Genomic DNA, 21,667 nt, shown 5'->3' with positions numbered 1-21,667 from the left:
TTATGAAAGAACTAAGCCAATTTTTTTTAATACAAAGTGCAATCTTAATTATAAGTTTTTCCATTTTGTGGTTTTACATCCCTGTAGGCGGTAGTTTAGATTTATATCTCATTTCCCCTTGGGTAGATGTGCTTGGAAAATTCCCTCTAAGAGATAATTGGTATTTAGCAACCTTAAATCATCGGTATGTTAAAAATATTATTATCTTAATTTACAGTTATTATTTTTTTGCATGGGTGACATCTTTTAAGTTTCCAAAATTTAAACCACTACGTCACGATTATGCATATTTCTTTTTTATCTCAATGCTATGTACTATTTTAATAGGCATTATAAAAGCGCATTCAGCACATGCTTGCCCTTGGGATATGACGATACCCACAGCTACAGGTTCTACATGGAATTTTAACGCAATCGATGGCCATTGCTTTCCTGGTGGTCATGCATCCACAGGTTTTGCATTAATGACAGGTTATTTTTTGTATTTTAAAACAGACTCAAAACGAGCATACTTCTTCTTAATTTCAGGGCTTATTTTAGGCTTTGCAATGGGATGGGCTCAAATGATGCGTGGCGCACATTTTTTAAGCCATAACTTATGGACAGCTTGGTTTATATGGCTTATCAATTTCATTAGCTATATTTCAATCCATTTATTCAAATTACTAAAAACTTAAATGATGATATTTGTAGCTTTCCATGACCCATTAATTGAATTTAGTTAAAATATAGTTCAATTTAATTTACATTGGTAAAATAGTGCTTAGAATTTATGCTAATTTTTTAAAAGAACATGCTTCAGAACAAGAAAATTCTGTTCAATCTTATATAATTAATCATCAAAAAATTTGGCTTAAAAAAGCATCTCAACGCCACTCAACGTGGATATACCTTCCCTTACAATGGTTTTCAAAATTGCTTGGCTTAAGCATGCTTGCACCTGTACCGAATCATGGTGGTGAAGAAGCAATTGCTTGTGAAATTAGCCGCATTAAAACATTAAAAAAATTAGATATTCATGTTCCAGACATTCTTGCACATCAAAATAATGCTTTTATATTAAAAGATGCATCTCCAAATGGAGAGCCTGTAACTCAACTTGAACATGCGCTTTCAATCCAAGAAACATCAGAACAACGCTTAACATTATTTAGCAAGGCTATTAAAGCTCTTGAAAACATCCATCAGAAAAATAGTTATTTAAGTGAAGCCTTTGCTCGAAATATTTTAGTGGGCACAGATCAAGAATTTTCATTCATTGATTTTGAAACTGATCCTGGTCAATATTTAAGTTTAAAAGATTGTCATACTCGTGATTGGCTATGTTTTATTTTTTCTACCACTCACCGCTTTGAAGAGCATGAACTTAATCAAGCCTCTAAACTACTTGTTAATACACTTAAATCCAATCCAGATGTATTTAATGATATTTGTCGTGTTGGGCGCAAAATCACATGGTTACTTAAACTAAAACCGGAAAAATTAGGAAACGATGGAAAACGGCTTACAAAGTGTATTTCCATACTTAAAATGCTTAATAATCAGCGTGAATTAAATTATGTTTCATAATTGGTAGTTTTACAGTTACTTTTAGACCACCCAAATTTTCGCTCTTTGAAAATTCTAAACTTCCCCGCAAGTGTTGAATGGCTTTGTCTACAATAGATAAGCCTAAACCACTGCCAATTTCATTATGATTATGTATGCGATAAAAACGCTTTTTAATATTATCAAATTGCGAAACATCAATTCCTGAACCACTATCCTCTACTATAATAACGGCTCGGCTATTCTCTCGTGAAATAGAAACATTAATAATGCCCTTTTCAGGTGTATATTTAATCGCATTATCAATTAAATTATAAATGATAGAATGCACAGCGTATTCTTGTGTAAACAGCTCAATTTTTTGCTGTTCATCCATTCCTAAGTCTATTTCTTTTTGTAATGCAAACTGAATTAACTGTTCCACACAACCGACTGTTAACTGATTTAAATCAAATAATTGTGCTTCTTCATTATAAACAGATGAATCCTGTTTTGCTAAACTCAATAACTGACTCACCAAATGCTGAACACGTACCAAACCTTTACTTAAATTTTTAATTGCAGGATCATTTGGAAACTGTTGCAATAAAATTTTAGTTTGTAAATTCAATGCTGTAATTGGTGTTCTAAGCTCGTGTGCAGCATCTGCTGTAAACTGTTTTTGTTCTTGTTGTGAAGATAAAATTCTTTCAAAAAGATGGTTCATTTCTTGAATGGTTGGGGTAATTTCTTCAGGATATTGATTCGCTTGAATAGGTTTTAATTCGTATGCACCTCGCTTTATTAATTCATCTTTAAAATCATCTAAAGGCTTTAAGTTCCTACGAATAACCCAAATTAAGCTCCATAATGCAAAAGGTAAAAATAGCACATATGGAATAAACATATTTAGCGCCAACTCAAAAGCTAAGCTCTTACGAACTGAGTTTTGTTGACTTACCTGAATTTGATATTTTTCAGATGGAAGCACATATGTGTGCCACTCATCATGTATTGTATTATGTGAATAGAAGCCCTTTTTCTTAACTGGTGCTACCAATAAATTTAATTCATCATTTAAGTGATCTTGTTGATCATAAGCCCAAACATCAACAAATAAATCTTCTTCGTGATAACGCTCATGTGCATCAAAATCACTTCGTGCTGGCTGAGGCTGATGGTCTGCTACACGTTCTGCCAAATTTTGCATCTGAGCATCTAAAATTTCATCAATTTCTTCAAGTGCAATTCGATACGCAGAAAAAATAAGTAAGCAGCCTAATACCACACTAAATATGGAAACATAAATTATCAGGCGTTTTTTTAAAGAGTAATGAGCCTTCATTTAAGTGTCCTAAAGTTGGCCAAGTCTGTAGCCTAAACCACGTATCGTACGAATAAAGTCTTTACCCAACTTATTACGTAAATGATGAATATAAACTTCTATCGTATTACTATTAATTTCTGTATCGAAATCATATAACTTATCTTCTAAATTACTTTTTGAAAAAATTTTATTTGGATGGCTAACTAAAGGTAAAAGAATTGCCCACTCTCTATTAGACAGGTCAATATATTCACCTTTAAATTTCACTATATGTTGTTCAATATCTAAAATTAAATCGCCATATTTTATAATATTAGTATTTTCAAACTTTGAGTTTTGTCCACCTGCACGGCGTAATAATGCATAAATTCTGGCTAGTAATTCATCAAATTCATAAGGTTTAATTAAGTAATCATCCGCGCCTTGATTTAAACCATCTACACGATTTTGCAACTGATCTCTTGCAGAGATTATAAGTACAGGCAAATGTGCATAATTTTGGCGTATCTGCTTCAAAACCTGCATACCATCCATCATAGGTAAGCCCAAATCAAGCAAAACTATATCAAATTGACTCTGTTGCAGACAGCGCAATCCTTCTAAACCATTATTCACCCACTCCACTTCATATCCATGATATTTCAATAAAGTTTGAGTGGATTCTGCAATCATAAAATCATCTTCAATAATGAGAACTTTACTCATAATTTATGCTCGTGTTTTGGCATTACATTGATTAAACATATTCAGCTTTGAATCTAACACTTTTGTGTTAATTCCAAGTAAAGATAACATTGATGGAAATAAATTATCTTGACTAAATTGTTGATTTTTTCGTTGATTCAAACAATCCAATTCATGCGAAATTGATTGTTTCCATTGAGGTGAAAACCACATTAACATTGGAACATGGGTTTGCTGACTTGGTGCAATTGCATAAGGAGCACCATGCAAATATAGCCCCTTTTCACCTGTAGATTCACCATGATCTGACAAATACCAGAAACCTGTTTGATATTTTGTATCCTGTTTTAAGGTATCAATTAATTCACTTAATACATGATCTGTATATAAAATTGTATTGTCATAAGAGTTAATTAAAGCTTCTTGACTACATCCTTGAATGGCATTTGTATCGCATGTTGGTTTGAAATTTTTAAACTCATCTGTTGAGCGCTTAAAGTATGCAGGACCATGACTACCCATTTGATGCAATACAATTAAACGTGGTGCTTTATCTTTATCAGGAATTTTTCCTAAGTACAGCTTTAAGCTATCAACCAAAATTCCATCTAAACATTCACCCGAGTTATCACACCACTTTTGCTTTAATTCTTTAGGTATTTCAAATTCTTCAACTCGATCACATGCGCCTTTACAACCAGAGTTATTATCTATCCAAGTCACCTTGTATCCTGCTCGTTGAGCAATATCTAATAATCCCTCACGGTGACTTGCAAGTTCTTCATCATAAGCATCTCTTGGCATACCAGAAAACATACAAGGTACTGAAACAGCTGTTGCTGTACCGCAAGAACTCACCTGACTAAAATTAATAATGTCTTGTTTAGATAGCTTTGGATTTGTATTTTTTGAATAACCATTTAATAAAAAGCTTTCTGCACGTGCTGTTTCACCAACCACTAACACCATCAGTTTAGGTGTATTTAAACTACCTATTTTTTCAACCAAATGTGCATCATCGCCATAAGTTAGTAATGGTAAGTTCTTTTTAGGTGCTTTTTTATGAAAATATGATGTTGTAGAGGCAATTGCATTCTGCGGTGAAATCATTCCTTTTAGGTCACGATGCTCGCGAAAGATTGCTGCAAAATCGACATAAAAACTAAATAATAATCCACCGATAATAGCTAAAGATGCAAAACTATAAACAGCTTTCTTTAATAGCATTTTAAGTGCAGCTTCATCTTTTAAGCGGACAAGTAAGATAGCAAAAACTGGCAAAACAATTGCACCAGACATCCAAGTTAAAAGCTGTGGTGAAAGTAAGTCATTTACTTCTTTTATGTCAGTTTGCATCATATTTTGAACTTGGTCTGAAGTTATTATTATTCCCAAGCTATTCACGAAATATGAACTAAATCCACCAATAACAATTAAAATTATTGCGAATACTTTTGCAGTCCACTTCCAAGCAAAAAGTTGCATGACAAGATTATAAAAAGCGATGACAATACAAATTGTTGCTGTAATAAAAAGACCAGCTTTAAAACCTTGATATGGCGTGAGTTCATTTACTTTTTCATAAAATCCAATATTTAGAATAATACCAAGCCATAAAGCGATCAATAAATTGAATTGACCTAAGCTAATAGGCTTAATTTTATTTCTTAGCTGGCTTAATTTTGCTTTTAAATTTTGCATAAAAATTTTATCAAAGGGAAAATCCAATGACTTAAGGTAAAATTTAAAACTTAAAAAATACTTAAATTAGAATTTTTTAGGACTTACGCACTATTATTTATAGATTCTCTGTGGTAGCAGATGATTTTTATCGAGAATAAAGTCATCAATGAAGTTTTTGATAACTGGTCTAAATAATTTCTTCTGCCAACGATATACATTTTCAAAGATCCGCTCAAACTGGTTCTTTTGTATCTCAACGTAGGCCATCAAGGCTGAAAAAATATGATTCAAAATCAGTTTAGATCGTCTTACTTGAAACTTTTCAATATGACAAACCTGTTTAATCACCCGGTGATATTGCTCTATTTTCCAATGACTTGAATGTAATTCATGAAAACCCTCAAAGGACAATAAATCATCTTCATCTTGATGCACAATATAAAACCTCTGCTGTTCTTTTAACTGAGTCTTAAATAATTGTACAAAGCCAAAATCTTTGAGCCAGATCACTTGACCCTGATGGAAATCTGGCAATAAACGCAGTTGAAACCATTGTCCTTTTTCTGGGGAAACCTTACGGTTACAGTCGATACCAAACATAAATCGAATACCATATTTTCTTATGGTTTTTAGATTTCCAGTCGATGAATACCAACTATCACCTGTAATAAATTGAATCTTTGCACCCCAACTGAGTACTTCACTTAACATATCCATAAAGTAATCATTCTTGGTTTTACTTTCAGATTTGTCATAAATTCGGAAATTAATTGGAATATTTTGACCATTTTGATCTGTCGCATACAAGGTAATGAGATTAATACCCTTGACGGATCGGTGGTGTTTGCCTGACCAAAAATAGCTAACCAAGTCCATATGTTGACTATATGGTTTATCTAAAACAGTATCATCAATACTGACTATAAGTTTATTATTATCAATATGTTGAATTGATTCTTGATATAGGTCGTGAGGTGTGTAGTCTTCACGCTCTAGAAAGCGATTTACACTATCATGCGAGATATTATAAGTCTCGGCAAGTTGTGTGCAGCTAATAGAGTTCGGTTCTGTCATGAGAAAGCCCATATAAATGGGTAATGTACAAGTTGCTGTAGAAGCATGTTTAATTCGTCTGATCACAGATACTTTATAAAGTATTTTAATACTTTTTTGAATCCGTCAATGCGTAAGTCCTATTTTTAATTTATATGGAAATAATAAAAATATTTAGAAGCTTAATTTATGGATAAGTTTCTTATTTTTTTATAGAATTCATTAAGTGATAAACTTAATTATTAAGAGGGTGATTTATTTAGTTTTGACCATTTGATAATGGGCATAATTGTAATTAACGCAATCAAACATATTATACATAAATAGATTTTATAGCCAAAAATATCACCCAAAATCCCACTCAGACTATATAAAGCACCACTTACAGTTGCCATAATTGCGACTTGAAAAGTGAAATCTGTCCCTGCGAAATCTTTACGGCTATATTGCATTACCAAAGTCAGCATTACGACTAACAACATAGAAGACACCATATCCTCTAATGCATTCACGCTATAAATTAACCACCGTGAAATTTGTATTTTTGCTTCAAATAAATATGCCAAATATGCATATGCGGACAAACTAAAAACTTTTAAAATTGAAAAACTCAGCAATGCATTTGTTCTAGAAATAAATTTCAAACTTAGTCCTGCTATTCCTGCACCGACAAGCGCAGCGAAAGCACCGAGCATCGTCACATAAATACCAATTTGCGAAAAACTTAACCCCATATCAACCATTAATGGCTTCAATAATGGTCCAGATAAACCATCTGCAACTTTAAAAGTTACAAGAACAATCAACCATGACATCAACAAAGGCGTTTGAGTAAAATAAGATAAATATGCTTTTACATTTGCCCACTCAAATTGAATCTTATTATTTTGTTGTAGCTTACTTTTATGCTGTGGTTCTTTCGTCAATAAAATAGGAAGTGTGTTTAAAGCAACTAAGCCTGCCAATACTAAAAACGTCATTTGCCAATTGAGCCAATCTAAAGCCCATAAAATTGCACCGCCACCCACAATAAAGCCTAATCTTGAACCGATAACCTGAAAGGTATTCCCCCATTGTTGTTGTTCATTTTTTAAAATATTTACAGCCAAGCCATCTGTTGCAATATCTTGCGTAGCTCCAATTAAATTCATACTGAGCAAAACAACAAAAAATGCCAATAAATACACTGGCTGATTTAAAGATTCGATTGGAATAAATGAAAGTGCAATAAGCACAAAAATAGTTAATAACTGTGTTGGAATAATCCAAGATCTATAATGACCTAATTTTTGATGTCCAAATTTATCGACCAATGGCGCCCAAAGTATTTTGATTGACCAAGGCAACATGAGTAAACCAAAGCCACCAATATGTGCAAGTGAGACACCCTGAGCCCTTAAAATGACAGGTAAAGCATGTGTCATAAAACCTACAGGTAAACCTTGCGCCCAATATAATGAAAACAAAATAAGATAAACATTACGTAAATTAGACATGAATTTCCCAAGCAGATAATATTTTTGTACTTATACACATAAGGCATATCGTATTCTGCCAATGATCATATCCATATTAAAGCTTAAAATTTATATATAATCTTACTTTTCAATTAAGATAAAAATAATATGAAAAAATTTCCTACATTACCGCCTTTAGTTCCACATCGAAACTCGAGTGTTTATACACAAATGATGTTTAAACGTATTTTTCTAGCTCAAGGTTGGGAAATGCATGGTGAGTTTCCAAACTTACCAAAAGCCGTCGCTATTATTTCTCCGCATACATCTAATATAGACGCTTGGTACGGTTTTCTAGCTTTACTCGGTTTAAATATAAAAATTACTATATTTGGTAAACACTCACTGTTTAAAACACCGTTAAAACCAATTTTAGAATGGATTGGCGTGATTCCTGTGGTACGAAATTCGCCACAAGGACATACACAACAAATTGCAGATATTATTGCATCTAAAGAGCAAATTTGGGTAGGAATGGCACCCGAAGGTACACGTAAAGAAGCAGAAAAATTTCGTAGCGGTTTTTATCATATTGCCGATACAGCTCAAATTCCAATTGTTATGTTTGCATTTGACTATCAACATAAAATTATTCGAATTTTAGGAACATTTGAAACAACAGGCAATTATGAGCAAGACTTAGAAAGCATATTAAAGATTTATGAAGGTAAATTTTCACCTAAACATGAAAAGTGGTTAGCAAAGCCGTTACAAAAGCATTGGAAAAAAGACTAGCAAAATACTCTACTTTTTGGTGATATGTGCTCATTATTTGTTTAATTCATTTTGTTTAATTTATGAAATTATTGCATCTCCCCCTTCTTGCCATTCTTGGTTTAAGCTTATTTGGTTGCGACAAAGCAACGAAAACAACACCGCAAACTACAGCAATTAAAGCACGTGAACCCGTTATTGCTATTGCTCTTGGTGGTGGTGGTGCAAAAGGTTTTGCTCATATTGGCGTCATTAAAGTTCTTGAATCTCATGGCATTAAAGCCAAAATTGTGACAGGAACAAGTGCAGGTAGTTTTGTTGGTAGTTTATATGCAAGCGGAAAATCACCTTATCAACTACAGCAAATTGCGTTGAATTTTAAAGAATCAGATATTCGAGATTTAACATTAAATAGACAAGGCATTTTGCTTGGTCAAAAGCTACAAGACTATGTCAATAAAAATGTCGCAAATAAACCTATGGAAAAATTTCCAATTCGCTTTGCTGCCGTTGCTACACGTTTAGACAATGGTAGAAAAGTTGAGTTTATTAAAGGCAATGCAGGACAAGCTGTTCGTGCATCTTGCAGCATTCCTAACGTATTTGTACCTGCCACCATTGCAGGTGTTAAGTATGTAGATGGTGGTTTAGTGAGCCCAATTCCTGTAAAAACTGCAAAAGATATGGGTGCAGACCTTGTAATTGCAGTCGATATTTCTGCTCGCCCTGAAGGTGGAAAAGCCACAAGTATGTTTGGTTTACTCGACCAAACCATTAATATTATGGGACAACAAAGTATTAATGAAGAGCTCAAACAAGCCAATATCGTGATTCAACCTAAAGTTGGTCATATTGGAACGCTCGATTTAAAAGCAAGCCATGAAACCATTTTAGCGGGTGAGAAAGCGACTCAGCTCAAAATTCATGCCATTAATAAAGCTATTGCAGATTTCAAAAAATCACCTGTTGCATTGAAACCCGCGCCTAGAGCTAAATTTTAAAATCAAGAAATTTGCTATATGCACATAGGTTTGCATCTGTTAAATTGATATAGATGACTCGTCATCTATATCAAACATTTCCTTATTCATTACTAATACAAAGAGAAAATGTATGGAATTAATTTTGGAACCGTGGCATTGGTTTGTATTGGGTATTGCTTTAATTTTATCTGAATTAATGCTTCCAGCTTTTGCTGCACTTTGGTTTGGCATAGGCGCTATTTTAGTCGGAGTTTTACTTTGGCTATTTCCATCTATGGGGCAAACAGCTCAAATTATTACTTGGATTATCCTTTCCGTTCTAGCAACTGTCTTTTGGTTTAAATACATAAAACCGCTTTCCATAGATAAAACCAAAGCAGGTTTATCTCGTGAAGCAACAATTGGACAAGTTGGAATGGTCATTCAAAATAACTTAGAGCATGACCAAATTAAAGTTCGATTCCCAATGCCTGTATTAGGTTCTGATGAATGGAATTGCCGTACACAATCGTATGTACAAGTTGGCGATCGCGTTCGTGTAATCGATATTTTAGGCAACGATTTAGTTGTACAAGCACACACCACCAATTATGAAAATGAAAAAGTGAGTAAATAAAATGTCAGCTGGTTCTATTATTGTATTGGCGTTTTTAGCCTTTGTTGCAATAACAATTTTTAAAGGCGTACGTATTGTTCCGCAAGGTTATAAATGGATTGTACAGCGCTTAGGTAAATACCATACAACACTTGGTCCTGGTCTAAACTTTGTTATTCCTTATATTGACGAAGTTGCATATAAAGTTACAACGAAAGACATCGTACTTGATATTCCATCACAAGAAGTAATTTCACGTGATAACGCGGTTCTTTTAATGAATGCTGTTGCGTACATTAACTTAACAACGCCTGAAAAAGCCGTTTATGGTATTGAAAACTACACCTGGGCAATTCAAAACATGGTTCAAACATCACTACGTTCAATTGTAGGTGAAATGGACTTAGATGATGCTTTATCTTCACGTGACCATATTAAAGCAAAGCTTAAAGCTGCTATTTCAGATGATATTGCAGATTGGGGTATTACGCTTAAAACTGTAGAAATTCAAGATATTAAGCCATCTCACACCATGCAAACTGCGATGGAAGAACAAGCTGCCGCAGAACGTCAACGTCGTGCAACAGTAACGAAAGCTGATGGTGAAAAACAAGCTGCTATTCTTGAAGCAGATGGTCGTTTAGAAGCATCTCGTCGTGATGCAGAAGCACAAATTGTTTTAGCGGAATCTTCACAACGTGCAATTGAATTAGTAACTTCAGCGGTTGGCGATAAAGAGATTCCTGTTGCTTACTTATTAGGTGAACAATATGTAAAAGCTATGCAAGATATGTCTAAATCGAATAATGCAAAAACTGTTGTGCTTCCTGCCGATATTTTAAGTACTATTCGCGGCATTATGGGGCGTGGCAACTAAAAAACTAAAGCTATTAACTTCACACAATATGGGTAGCAAATTTGCTGCCCATATTTTTTTTGCTTACGATAACACGGCAATTATTAATAAATTTTGTATAAAATTACTATTTATTTTTAAACTTATATATGATTAGCAAACAAGTTTTAAGTGAAGCTAATTAAAAGCCTTAAAAAATTCACTTTAAAACACAGTTTCTATATATCCTGACATGGACATAGTTATGAATTTAAATCCTACATTAATAACCTTTTTATTCTATATCGTCGCCATGGTTTTCATTGGCCTAATGGCTTACCGCGCAACCACTAACTTCTCAGATTATATTCTTGGCGGAAGACGCTTAGGTAGTTTCGTTACTGCACTTTCAGCAGGTGCATCTGACATGAGTGGTTGGTTACTCATGGGCTTGCCTGGTGCGATTTATCTTGCAGGTCTTTCTGAAGCGTGGATTGCAATTGGTCTTATTATTGGTGCATGGATCAACTGGTATTTAGTTGCTGGTCGTTTACGTGTACATACTGAAGTTCAAAATAACGCTCTTACCCTGCCAGACTATTTTGCCAACCGCTTTAACGACAATAAGAAAATTTTACGTATTGCGTCTGCATTTATTATTTTAATTTTCTTCGCAATTTACTGTGCTTCAGGCATGGTTGCTGGTGCGCGTTTATTCGAAAGTATGTTTGAAATGTCTTATAGCACAGCATTATGGGTAAGTGCTTTAGCAACCATTAGCTATGTATTTATTGGTGGTTTCTTGGCTGTAAGTTGGACAGATACCATTCAAGCTGGCTTAATGATTTTTGCGCTTTTACTAACACCAATTGTTGCTATTTTAACGTTCTCTGACCTATCTCAAGTAACAATGGCACTTGAAGCAGCTCGTCCACAAGCCATGAATATCATGGGTGATTTAAGCTTTATTGCCATTATTTCATTACTTGCTTGGGGCTTAGGCTACTTTGGTCAACCGCACATTCTTGTACGCTTTATGGCTGCGGACTCTGTAAAATCTATTCCAAATGCGCGTCGTATTGGCATGACATGGATGATTTTATGTTTAGGTGGTGCAGTTGCTGCAGGTTTTATTGGTATTGCTTATTTCCAACAACATCCTGAATTGGCTGCGGTTGTAAATGCAAACCCTGAAACCGTATTCATGGAATTAACTAAAATTTTATTTAACCCATGGATTGCAGGTATTGTTTTAGCGGCAATTTTAGCAGCAGTAATGAGTACATTAAGCTGCCAATTACTTGTATGTTCAAGCACTTTAACTGAAGATTTCTATAAAACATTTATCCGTAAAGCAGCATCTCAAAATGAGTTGGTTTGGGTAGGTCGTTTAATGGTTCTTCTTATTGCTGTTCTTGCAATTTGGTTAGCTGCAAATCCTGAATCTAAAGTACTTGGTTTAGTGGCTTATGCTTGGGCTGGTTTTGGTGCTGCATTCGGTCCACTTATTATTTTATCGTTATTCTGGAAACGTATGACTTTAAATGGTGCTTTAGTGGGTATGGTACTTGGTGCTGCTATTGTAATTATTTGGAAAAACTTCTTTGGCGAAACAGGTCTTTATGAAATTGTACCTGGCTTTATTTGTTCATTCATTGCCATTATTGTGGTGAGTTTATTAGATAAAGAACCAAGCCAAGATATTACAGATCGTTTCAATGAAGCGGATCAGTTATATATAGATTCAACTAAATAATTTAAAGCTTTCTTTTAAATGAAACAAAAAAAGCCAGTTTTCTAACTGGCTTTTTTACATTTTCAACTATTTAAAACACATCTAAATACTCAGAGTTTTAAAACTTAATTATTCAGATTTACCGTCTATCATACCTTTTAAATAGTTCTTTTTTTCTGATTTAAAGCGCTTTGCAGGCCATGTCATAATAAATCTTGCACCACCTAAAGTCGGGCTTTCATCTACTCTAATTTCACCGCCAAACCAATATGCAATACGACTTACAATAGATAAACCTAGACCATAACCACCCGATGCACGAGTACGGCTATCATCTAAACGAGCAAATGCTTCAAAAACACGTTTTCGATCTTGCTCTGGAATACCAGCACCATCATCTTCAACACAAATATAAGCTTTACCATGATCATTCACACCACCACTAATCATTACTTTGTTATCGCAATAACGAATGGCATTGCCTACTAAGTTTTGAACAACACGGTGTAAATAACGATATTCGGCATCCACTTGTAAATATTCAGGAGGTGCATTCAATATTATTTCTTTTTGCGTTTTTAATGCTTCAGTTTCCGTTGCAACTTGCTCTAAAACCTCAAGCAATACTACTTTTTCATAATCGAATGATGGCGTACCTTGCTCTAATTTTGCATAGGTCATAATTTCATCAATAAGATTATTTAGCGCTTCAATATCTTTATCGATCATATCAACTTGCTGAAGTCGACTGTCATAGTCATCATCTTCGGCTAGTATTTCCATACCAAAACGGATTCGAGCAACAGGTGTTCTTAACTCATGCGAAACCGCTCGCATTAATTCACGCTGTGCTTCAATTAAACGCTGAATATGGTCGGACATGCTGTTATAGCTTGATGCCAAACTTGCCATTTCATCAGAACCATCAACAGGCAATCGAATACTCATATCACCTGCTTTCATTCCATTAAGGGCATGATTTACCTGGCGCACTTTACGTTGCATTGGAACGAGCAAACCATATACACCGAGGCTTAAAACAAACAAACTAAGTAACGTAATACCCGCTGCCAATTGAACTGGCATCCAATTAAACAGTGGAATTGGCCCTAAAACCAAAACTTGTGAATAGGAGTTCGACATTGGCGAAACAATAGAAACATTAGTACCACGCGTTGTCGCATTATCACGATACAGCACAATACTATGATCTAAACGTAATCGACCAATTTGCTCAGAATCTAAGGGTAAATTTTGAATGTTTTCAATACTGACAGAGTATGAAAATTTAGATTGCAGCTTCTGAAGATATTCTTTTTCTTGACCAGGATAATAAACAAGATAATCCATAATGAAAACGGGTAAAGCTTTCATTTGACGCTCATTAAAATTATCTACACGTATGTAAATATAATGATTAGGATCATCTTTTATTCCTAAAATGACATAAGTAACAGCATTACTTGCATCATAACGAACAGCGGCTTTTTGCTCATCTATTCGTTTTTTTTCGGTTCTGGTTAAACTAACTTTATTTGCATCAACAAAATATATGGGTAATTCCAATAAGTCAGATGCATCTGAAATCCAGTCTAACTTTTGTTGCGCATTCGGTTGTCTAGAAATACCTTCTGTAATGATATAAGAAATACCATCTGTCAAAGATTCTCTATATTCTTGCGCACGTTGATAGTTAATGATCTGCACCAACAGATAACCGAAAAGTGCGACCAAAACCACCAATATGACCAAACCGCCATATATGCGCAAAAATATACTGTGTTTAAACACGAGAATGTCCTGTTCTAGACCAGAAAACGCTTAATTCAATTACATACCGTTGGTTTCTTTAACGAATAAGTAACCTTTACTACGTACTGTTTTAATACGTTTAGGGTTTTCTGGATCATCACCAATTTTTGGACGAATACGCGAAATGCGTACATCAATTGAACGGTCTTGACCATCGTATTCAATACCACGTAAACGCTCGAAGATATCTTCACGAGATAAAATACGACCTGCGTTTGAAGCCAATAACCATAACAAATCATATTCAGCACTTGTAAAGTCAACAAGCTCGCCATGTAAAGTTACTGAACGGCCACCGTTATCAATAACTAAGTCATCAAATTCGATACGTTGTGCAACTTCGTCTTCAGGCGCTTTGTCTGTACGACGAAGCAATGCACGAATACGTGCTAAAAGTACGCGCGGTTGAACTGGTTTAGCAACATAGTCATCTGCACCCATTTCAAGACCAAGTACTTGATCCATATCTTCTGTACGTGCAGTTAACATTAAAATAGGTTGATGGTAATGCGGACGCACTTCACGACAAATGGTTAAGCCATCTGCACCAGGAAGCATAACGTCGAGTACAACCATATCTGGTTGTTCTGCAATAATGCGACGAATGGCACGATTGCCATCTGGTTCTACCCCAACTTCTAGTCCATTACGGATTAAATATTCTTGAGTCAGACGTGCAAGACGCTCATCATCTTCAACAATCAAAATTTTAGGTAACTTTTCTTCTTGGCTCATTAGGTGCCCCTTTATTAGTCATTACGTATTCTTTATAAATCCAAGAGATACGCTTAAATATATATCTGCAATATACACACGTTTACATTGTAAACAAGATTCCGTTCACCAAACTGATACATCAAAGTTGTATTTTGTTATATTTCTTTACGCATTGAATTATTTAAAGTTTTCATTTTTATAGGGGTTTTGACCTATTTATTAGAAATAAAATTTTACAATTAGTATTAAATTTGATCTATTTCATTATTTGATCAGAAACTGTCTGCTTGTTCTTATCCTTTTTTACTTATCCACAAGTTTATCTATAAGCACTTAATACGACCTTTGTTATGCTATGTCCTTGTGTCATAAGACATCATCAAGCCACACACAAAAAATGATTATTTTTTTGTAAATAAAGATTAAAAAACTACGAAAGAAAAAAGAGAAATGTCAATATTGATCTAAGCTATTTTTTCCCGTATCTTGTGTCTAATTCAACTTTAAACCACTAAGTCTTGTGTTTATCCCTCACACACTGTGGCCTATTTTTCGCCCAGTTCAAATGGTCCATAAACATAAAAATAGATGACATATGGAGCTATGCTGACAATGAGCGTAATCACATCAACACCCGGCCAAATTCAGGTGATTAAACGCACCGGTGATGTTGCTGCTTTTGATGCAGAAAAAATTGCCGTTGCAATTGGTAAAGCATTTTTAGCGGTTGAAGGCCAACAGAGCACAGACTCTAGCCGAGTTCATGACCGTATTTCTCAGCTTACAGAAATGGTATTAAACACATTTAAACGTCGTTTGCCTTCTGGCGGTACTATTCATATTGAAGAAATTCAAGACCAAGTAGAACTTGCACTTATGCGCACTGGGGAACAAAAAGTTGCACGTTCTTATGTAATTTATCGTGAACAACGCGCTGAAGCACGTAAGCAAACAAATGAGCATCATCACCCTACGCTACAAATTACAGGTACAAATGGTCAGCTTGCACCTTTAGATTTAAGCCGCCTTCAAGCAACAATTGAAAAAGCGAGCGAAGGTTTAGAAGGTATTGATGTTCAAGCGATTATCGAAGAAACAGTTAAAAACCTTTATAACGGTGTAAAAGCGACTGACATCTCTACAACAATGATGATGGCTACGCGTACTCGTATTGAACAAGAACCAAACTACACGTATGTAACTGCGCGTTTATTACGTGACAACTTAGTTGCAACTGGTCTTGAGTTCTTAGGTTTATCTACAGATACTTTAGAAAATGATGCTCTAGAAACATTCTTGAAAAAAGGTGTTGAGCTTGAGCTTCTTTCTCCAGAATTATTAAACTTTGACCTTGAAAAATTGGCAGCGGCAATTAAACCTGAACGCTCTAACCAATTTACATATTTAGGTCTTCAAACTTTATTTGACCGTTACTTCATTCATTCAGATGATGTTCGTTTTGAATTACCGCAATTATTCTTCATGCGTGTTTCAATGGGCTTGTCATTAAACGAAGAAAACCGTGAAGATCGTGCAATTGAGTTCTATAACTTATTGTCTAGCTTTGACTACATGGCTTCTACGCCTACGTTGTTCAACTCAGGGACTTTACGTCCACAGCTATCTAGCTGCTACTTAACTACAATCGCAGATGACCTATACAACATTTATGGTTCTATGCGTGACAATGCCCTTCTTTCTAAATGGGCGGGTGGTTTAGGTAACGACTGGACACCTGTTCGTGCATTGAACTCGTATATCAAAGGCACAAACGGTAAATCTCAAGGTGTTGTTCCATTCCTTAAAGTGGCAAACGATACAGCTGTTGCGGTAAACCAAGGTGGTAAACGTAAAGGTGCAGTTTGTGCATACTTAGAAACTTGGCACTTAGACATCGAAGAATTCCTTGAACTTCGTAAGAACACTGGTGACGACCGTCGTCGTACACATGACATGAACACAGCGAACTGGGTTCCTGACTTATTCATGCAACGTGTATTTGAAGATGCTGAATGGACACTATTCACGCCATCTGAAACTCCAGATTTGCATGACTTAACAGGTAAAGAATTTGCTGAACGTTATGCACATTACGAAGCAATTGCCAAAGAAACTGACATGCTTCATAAGAAAGTACGTGCAAAAGACTTATGGCGCAAAATGCTTTCTATGTTGTTTGAAACAGGTCACCCGTGGATCACATTCAAAGACGTTTGTAACTTACGTTCACCACAACAACATGTTGGCGTAGTTCACTCATCTAACTTATGTACAGAAATCACGCTTAATACAAACCAAGACGAAATTGCGGTATGTAACTTAGGTTCGATTAACCTTGTACAACACGTTCAAGGTGGTGTTTTAGACCGTGAAAAACTTGCTCGTACAGTAAAAACTGCTGTTCGCATGTTAGATAACGTAATTGACATCAACTACTACGCTGTTGAACAAGCTCGCAACTCGAACTTGAAACATCGTCCAGTGGGTATGGGTATCATGGGCTTCCAAGATGCTTTATACGAAATGCAAATTGCTTACGGTTCAGATGCAGCGGTTGATTTTGCAGATGAATCTATGGAAGTGATTTCTTACTACGCAATTGCAACATCTAGCGATTTAGCAATTGAACGTGGTGCGTATGAAACATTTAAAGGTTCATTATGGGATCAAGGTATTTTACCAATTGACTCATTAGACCTTGTTGCAAAATCACGCCCAGAACGCATGTTCGAAGTTGACCGTACAACTCGTTTGGATTGGGACACTTTACGTGCCAAAGTTCAAAAAGACGGTATGCGTAACTCTAACGTAATGGCGATTGCTCCAACTGCAACAATCTCTAACATTTGTGGTGTTTCTCAGTCTATCGAGCCTACTTTCCAAAACCTTTATGTGAAATCTAACCTTTCTGGTGAATTCACAGTGATCAACCCGTACTTAGTACGTGCGTTAAAAGATCGTGGTCTTTGGGATTCTGTAATGGTGAACGACCTTAAACACTTCGAAGGTTCTGTTCAGAAGATTTCTCGTATTCCTGAAGAATTAAAAGCAATCTTCGCAACTGCATTTGAAGTTGAACCACGTTGGATTGTTGACGCTGCATCTCGTCGTCAAAAATGGATCGATCAAGCACAGTCTCTTAACCTTTACATCTCTGGTGCAAACGGTAAGAAATTGGATATGACGTACAAAATGGCGTGGTTACGTGGTCTTAAGACAACTTATTACCTTCGTGCATTAGGTGCGACATCTGCAGAGAAATCTACAATTAACACTGGCGCGTTAAATGCTGTTAAAGCAACTGCAACTGCCGCTCCTGTTGTTGCAGCACCTGTAGTAGAAGCGAAAAAACCTGAAGCTGTTGAAGAAGAAGGTTTTGGTCAAGCAGCTCCTGTACCAATGGCATGTTCAATTGACAACCCTGATTGTGAGGCTTGTCAGTAAGCTGACAACCTCCCCTAACCCCTCCTAAAAGGAGGGGGATCACATCTACTAATCTTAAGGTGTGAAAGTCCCTCTTTTTTAAAGAGGGATTTAGGGAGGTTAAAAAATACAAACAAAAGGAAATACCGATGCTTCATATGACTCATAACTACATGTTAGGACTAGCAGCCTTGGTCATTTCCTTTTTTGTTTTGTTTTATATCCCGCTTGGCTACATTTGGGTAAAAGCAAGAGAACAAAAGCGTAATCAAAATAAGTAGTGTGGAACTTTGCTTTTTTCGAACAAGATTAAAACAAAGCTTGGTAAAACTTAATTTTGCTTACACAAATTAAGCGTATAGTAGGGACATCTGAACTTCGTAAGTTAGATGTCTAAATAAAAGATATAAAGCAACGAAGAGAGAATTTAATATGTCTATCCTAAGTTGGGACGATTTCGAAGATGATTCGCAAAAACCGGCTGCACCTGAACACAAGTCTGCGCCCGTCGAACCGCAAAAAACGACTAATTCGCAGATTGTATCTGATGAGCGCAACGAACCGTCGAGTGTGGCAGCTCCACAGCCCGCTCGCACCGCTGCAAGAACATCAACAGATTCAACCGATCCGTTGGCAAGAGCATCTAACGCTCTAGAAACGTTAGATGTTGCGCCTGGTCTTGAAGAACTTGAGATGGGTGCTCAGCGTGTACAAGTTGACGACAAAGCAATGATTAACTGTCGTGCTGACTTGAACCAACTTGTACCATTCAAATATGAATGGGCTTGGCAGAAGTATCTAGACGGTTGTGCAAACCACTGGATGCCTCAAGAAGTTAACATGAACCACGACATCGCGCTTTGGAAGTCTGAAAATGGCTTAACTGAAGACGAACGTACTATTGTTATGCGTTCTTTAGGTTTCTTTTCTACTGCCGACTCATTGGTTGCAAACAACTTAGTACTTGCGATTTATCGTCATATTACTAACCCTGAATGCCGTCAATACATTTTACGTCAAGCATTTGAAGAAGCGATTCATACGCACGCTTACCAATACTGTATCGAATCTTTAGGTATGGATGAAGGCGAAGTCTTCAACATGTACCGTGAAGTTCCTTCTGTAGCTCGTAAAGCAGCTTGGGGCTTGAAATACACTCAATCTTTAAGCGATCCTACTTTCAAAACAGGTACACCTGAAAACGACCAAATTTTGCTTCGCAACTTGATCGCATTCTACTGTGTTCTTGAAGGTATTTTCTTCTACTGTGGTTTCAGCCAAATTTTATCTATGGGTCGTCGTAATAAGATGAACGGTGTTGCTGAGCAATTCCAATACATTTTACGTGATGAATCTATGCACTTGAACTTTGGTATCGATATGATTAACCAAATCAAGATCGAAAACCCTAGTCTTTGGACTGCTGAATTCCAAGAAGAAATCGTTCAAATGATTCTTGAAGGTACGATGCTTGAAATCGAATATGCGCGTGACACTATGCCACGTGGTGTATTGGGTATGAATGCTGCAATGATGGAAGAGTATTTGAAGTTCATTGCAAACCGTCGTTTAGCTCAATTGGGCTTACCTGAACAATTTGCTGGTGTAACGAATCCGTTCCAGTGGATGTCTGAAATGATGGATTTACGTAAAGAAAAAAACTTCTTTGAAACTCGCGTAACTGACTATCAAACTGGTGGTGCGTTAAGCTGGTAATAGCTTTTTAGATTTATTTCTAAAAAGGGAGGGTTAATCCCACTGCTGTCCCATAGTTTGATTTAAATAAAAAACCTGAGTCCTAACAGTTAAAATATGAGTACGAACCAACACTTTAACGACCAGGATTCAGGTTTTGTCACATCAGAATACCGTATTTCATCAGCTGATTAAACCCGTCGTGCGACAGGATTTTGAACAACTTGCTAAAGTACACCATGTTGGACAGAAATTTAGAGCGGCCTCAAGATGGGATCAGTTTATTGCCATATTGATGTCTCAACTTTCCTGCAGGCAAAGTCTGAGAGATATTCAATCCAATCTGGAGTGCCAGCAGGAAAAACTGAGTCATCTCGGAGCAAAGTCTATACCCCGAAGTACACTGGCACGAATCAATGAGCAGCAGCCTGCTGCCTTGTATCAACAGCTATTTTACAAGTTGCTTAAATACTATGAACACTCAAAAGTAGCTCATAAATTTCGCTTTAAGAATCCCTTGTATTCCTTGGATGCCAGTCATATTGACCTGTCGCTTTCCTTATGTGAATGGGCCAAAGTTCACGACTCAAAAGCCAGCATGAAACTCAGCATAGGATTGAATCACAGCAATGATATTCCTGAGTTTGTTGCAGTTGAAAATGGCAAAGAAAATGACATGGTACAAGGCCGCAAATTCCAGTTTCCTGCTGGCAGCATTGTAGTTTTTGATAAAGGCTATGTCGATTACCAATGGTATGCAAATCTGACTGCTCAAAACATTGGATTTGTCACACGTTTTAGGCCTAAATCTGTGTATCAGGTGATCCAGCAACATCCAGTGCTTGAATCCAAAGGTATTCTAAAAGATGAAACCATTCAGCTGAATAGCGCACATGCCCTAAAAAGAAAAGCCCCAGTGTTAAGAAGAATTGAATATAGAGATCAGCAAAGTGGCAAGCACTTTAGCTTTCTCAGCAATAACTTTCATTTAGCCGCCTCCACCATTGCGGCGATTTATAAAGATCGTTGGAAAGTTGAGCTGTTCTTTAAGGCGATTAAGCAAAATCTCAAATTAAAAGCGTTTCTAGGCCGCAGCAGGAACGCAATTCAGACACAAATCTGGATTGCGATGATCGCCTATTTACTAGTAAGTTTCGCTCAACATTTAGGGAAAAAAGGCTGGACAGTTCAGCGCTTACTCAGAATAATTCAGGTGAATTTATTTGAAATAAAAACCTTAAAAGCGTTATTTTCACCCGATAAAATCCCCATCAAACAAGAGGAAGCTCATGTGAGCTTCCTCTTATAAAAATTGTGGGACAGCAGTGGGGTTAATCCCTCCCTTTTTTACCTCATAAGGAAAATTT

At 36.1% G+C, this 21,667-nt stretch carries 17 protein-coding genes; 10 read left to right on the top strand and 7 right to left on the bottom strand.

What is annotated here, in order from left to right:
• The first annotated feature begins 2 nt into the window (after positions 1-2).
• Positions 3-677 carry a phosphatase PAP2 family protein gene (locus tag MZO21_RS03125; RefSeq protein WP_248103849.1) on the top strand — a complete coding sequence of 225 codons (675 nt, stop codon included), beginning with the start codon at positions 3-5 and terminating at the stop codon, positions 675-677.
• A gap of 82 nt (positions 678-759) precedes the next feature.
• Entirely contained in the window at positions 760-1,569 is an 810-nt protein-coding gene (locus MZO21_RS03120) for a serine/threonine protein kinase (RefSeq protein WP_248103846.1), read from the top strand.
• Here MZO21_RS03120 and MZO21_RS03115 read toward each other — a convergent pair.
• The 5 genes from MZO21_RS03115 to MZO21_RS03095 form a co-directional block, all read right to left on the bottom strand.
• Positions 1,535-2,872, bottom strand: a complete 1,338-nt coding sequence (locus MZO21_RS03115; RefSeq protein ID WP_248103845.1) for an ATP-binding protein — start codon at positions 2,870-2,872, stop codon at positions 1,535-1,537. The genes MZO21_RS03120 and MZO21_RS03115 overlap by 35 nt on opposite strands.
• A gap of 9 nt (positions 2,873-2,881) precedes the next feature.
• Entirely contained in the window at positions 2,882-3,559 is a 678-nt protein-coding gene (locus MZO21_RS03110; protein ID WP_248103843.1) for a response regulator transcription factor, read from the bottom strand.
• A 3-nt stretch (positions 3,560-3,562) separates the two neighbouring features.
• Positions 3,563-5,239 carry a phosphoethanolamine transferase gene (locus MZO21_RS03105; RefSeq protein WP_248103842.1) on the bottom strand — a complete coding sequence of 559 codons (1,677 nt, stop codon included), beginning with the start codon at positions 5,237-5,239 and terminating at the stop codon, positions 3,563-3,565.
• A 93-nt stretch (positions 5,240-5,332) separates the two neighbouring features.
• Positions 5,333-6,361, bottom strand: a complete 1,029-nt coding sequence (locus tag MZO21_RS03100; protein ID WP_180039189.1) for an IS701 family transposase — start codon at positions 6,359-6,361, stop codon at positions 5,333-5,335.
• Between the two features lie 155 nt (positions 6,362-6,516).
• The gene (locus MZO21_RS03095) at positions 6,517-7,770 is read right to left on the bottom strand and encodes an MFS transporter (RefSeq protein ID WP_248103896.1); all 1,254 of its coding nucleotides are present in this window, start codon (positions 7,768-7,770) and stop codon (positions 6,517-6,519) included.
• A 129-nt stretch (positions 7,771-7,899) separates the two neighbouring features.
• On the opposite strand from MZO21_RS03095, the gene MZO21_RS03090 reads away from it, so the two are divergent.
• The 5 genes from MZO21_RS03090 to putP all read left to right on the top strand — a co-directional run bounded on the left by MZO21_RS03090 (position 7,900) and on the right by putP (position 12,674).
• Positions 7,900-8,526, top strand: a complete 627-nt coding sequence (locus tag MZO21_RS03090) for a 1-acyl-sn-glycerol-3-phosphate acyltransferase (RefSeq protein ID WP_248103898.1) — start codon at positions 7,900-7,902, stop codon at positions 8,524-8,526.
• A gap of 62 nt (positions 8,527-8,588) precedes the next feature.
• A complete protein-coding gene (locus MZO21_RS03085) occupies positions 8,589-9,506 on the top strand; it encodes a patatin-like phospholipase family protein (protein WP_248103901.1) in 918 nt (305 codons plus the stop codon).
• A 112-nt stretch (positions 9,507-9,618) separates the two neighbouring features.
• Positions 9,619-10,104: an NfeD family protein gene (locus tag MZO21_RS03080; protein WP_248103904.1), complete on the top strand. Its 486-nt coding sequence runs from the start codon at positions 9,619-9,621 to the stop codon at positions 10,102-10,104.
• Position 10,105: 1 nt separating this feature from the next.
• A complete protein-coding gene (locus MZO21_RS03075; RefSeq protein ID WP_154772955.1) occupies positions 10,106-10,960 on the top strand; it encodes an SPFH domain-containing protein in 855 nt (284 codons plus the stop codon).
• Positions 10,961-11,183: 223 nt separating this feature from the next.
• Positions 11,184-12,674 (top strand): sodium/proline symporter PutP, encoded by a 1,491-nt coding sequence (gene putP / locus MZO21_RS03070; RefSeq protein ID WP_171501287.1) that lies wholly within the window; start codon positions 11,184-11,186, stop codon positions 12,672-12,674.
• A 108-nt stretch (positions 12,675-12,782) separates the two neighbouring features.
• Here the strand turns inward: putP and bfmS are convergent, their stop codons facing one another.
• Entirely contained in the window at positions 12,783-14,444 is a 1,662-nt protein-coding gene (gene bfmS / locus MZO21_RS03065; RefSeq protein ID WP_248103906.1) for an ATP-binding protein, read from the bottom strand.
• Positions 14,445-14,483: 39 nt separating this feature from the next.
• Positions 14,484-15,200, bottom strand: coding sequence for a response regulator transcription factor BfmR (bfmR, locus tag MZO21_RS03060; RefSeq protein WP_154772953.1), 717 nt, complete (start codon positions 15,198-15,200; stop codon positions 14,484-14,486).
• Between the two features lie 594 nt (positions 15,201-15,794).
• On the opposite strand from bfmR, the gene MZO21_RS03055 reads away from it, so the two are divergent.
• The 3 genes from MZO21_RS03055 (at position 15,795) to MZO21_RS03045 (ending at position 21,609) form a co-directional block, all read left to right on the top strand.
• The gene (locus MZO21_RS03055; RefSeq protein WP_248103909.1) at positions 15,795-18,626 is read left to right on the top strand and encodes a ribonucleoside-diphosphate reductase subunit alpha; all 2,832 of its coding nucleotides are present in this window, start codon (positions 15,795-15,797) and stop codon (positions 18,624-18,626) included.
• Between the two features lie 411 nt (positions 18,627-19,037).
• A complete protein-coding gene (locus MZO21_RS03050; RefSeq protein ID WP_154772951.1) occupies positions 19,038-20,321 on the top strand; it encodes a ribonucleotide-diphosphate reductase subunit beta in 1,284 nt (427 codons plus the stop codon).
• A gap of 136 nt (positions 20,322-20,457) precedes the next feature.
• The gene (locus MZO21_RS03045; protein ID WP_248104258.1) at positions 20,458-21,609 is read left to right on the top strand and encodes an IS4 family transposase; all 1,152 of its coding nucleotides are present in this window, start codon (positions 20,458-20,460) and stop codon (positions 21,607-21,609) included.
• Positions 21,610-21,667 lie beyond the last annotated feature (58 nt).

It is taken from the genome of Acinetobacter portensis (assembly GCF_023158935.1).
Lineage (GTDB): Bacteria > Pseudomonadota > Gammaproteobacteria > Pseudomonadales > Moraxellaceae > Acinetobacter > Acinetobacter faecalis.
Note: the sequence above shows the minus strand (reverse complement) of the source record. Positions and strands in the feature narration are given on the sequence as shown.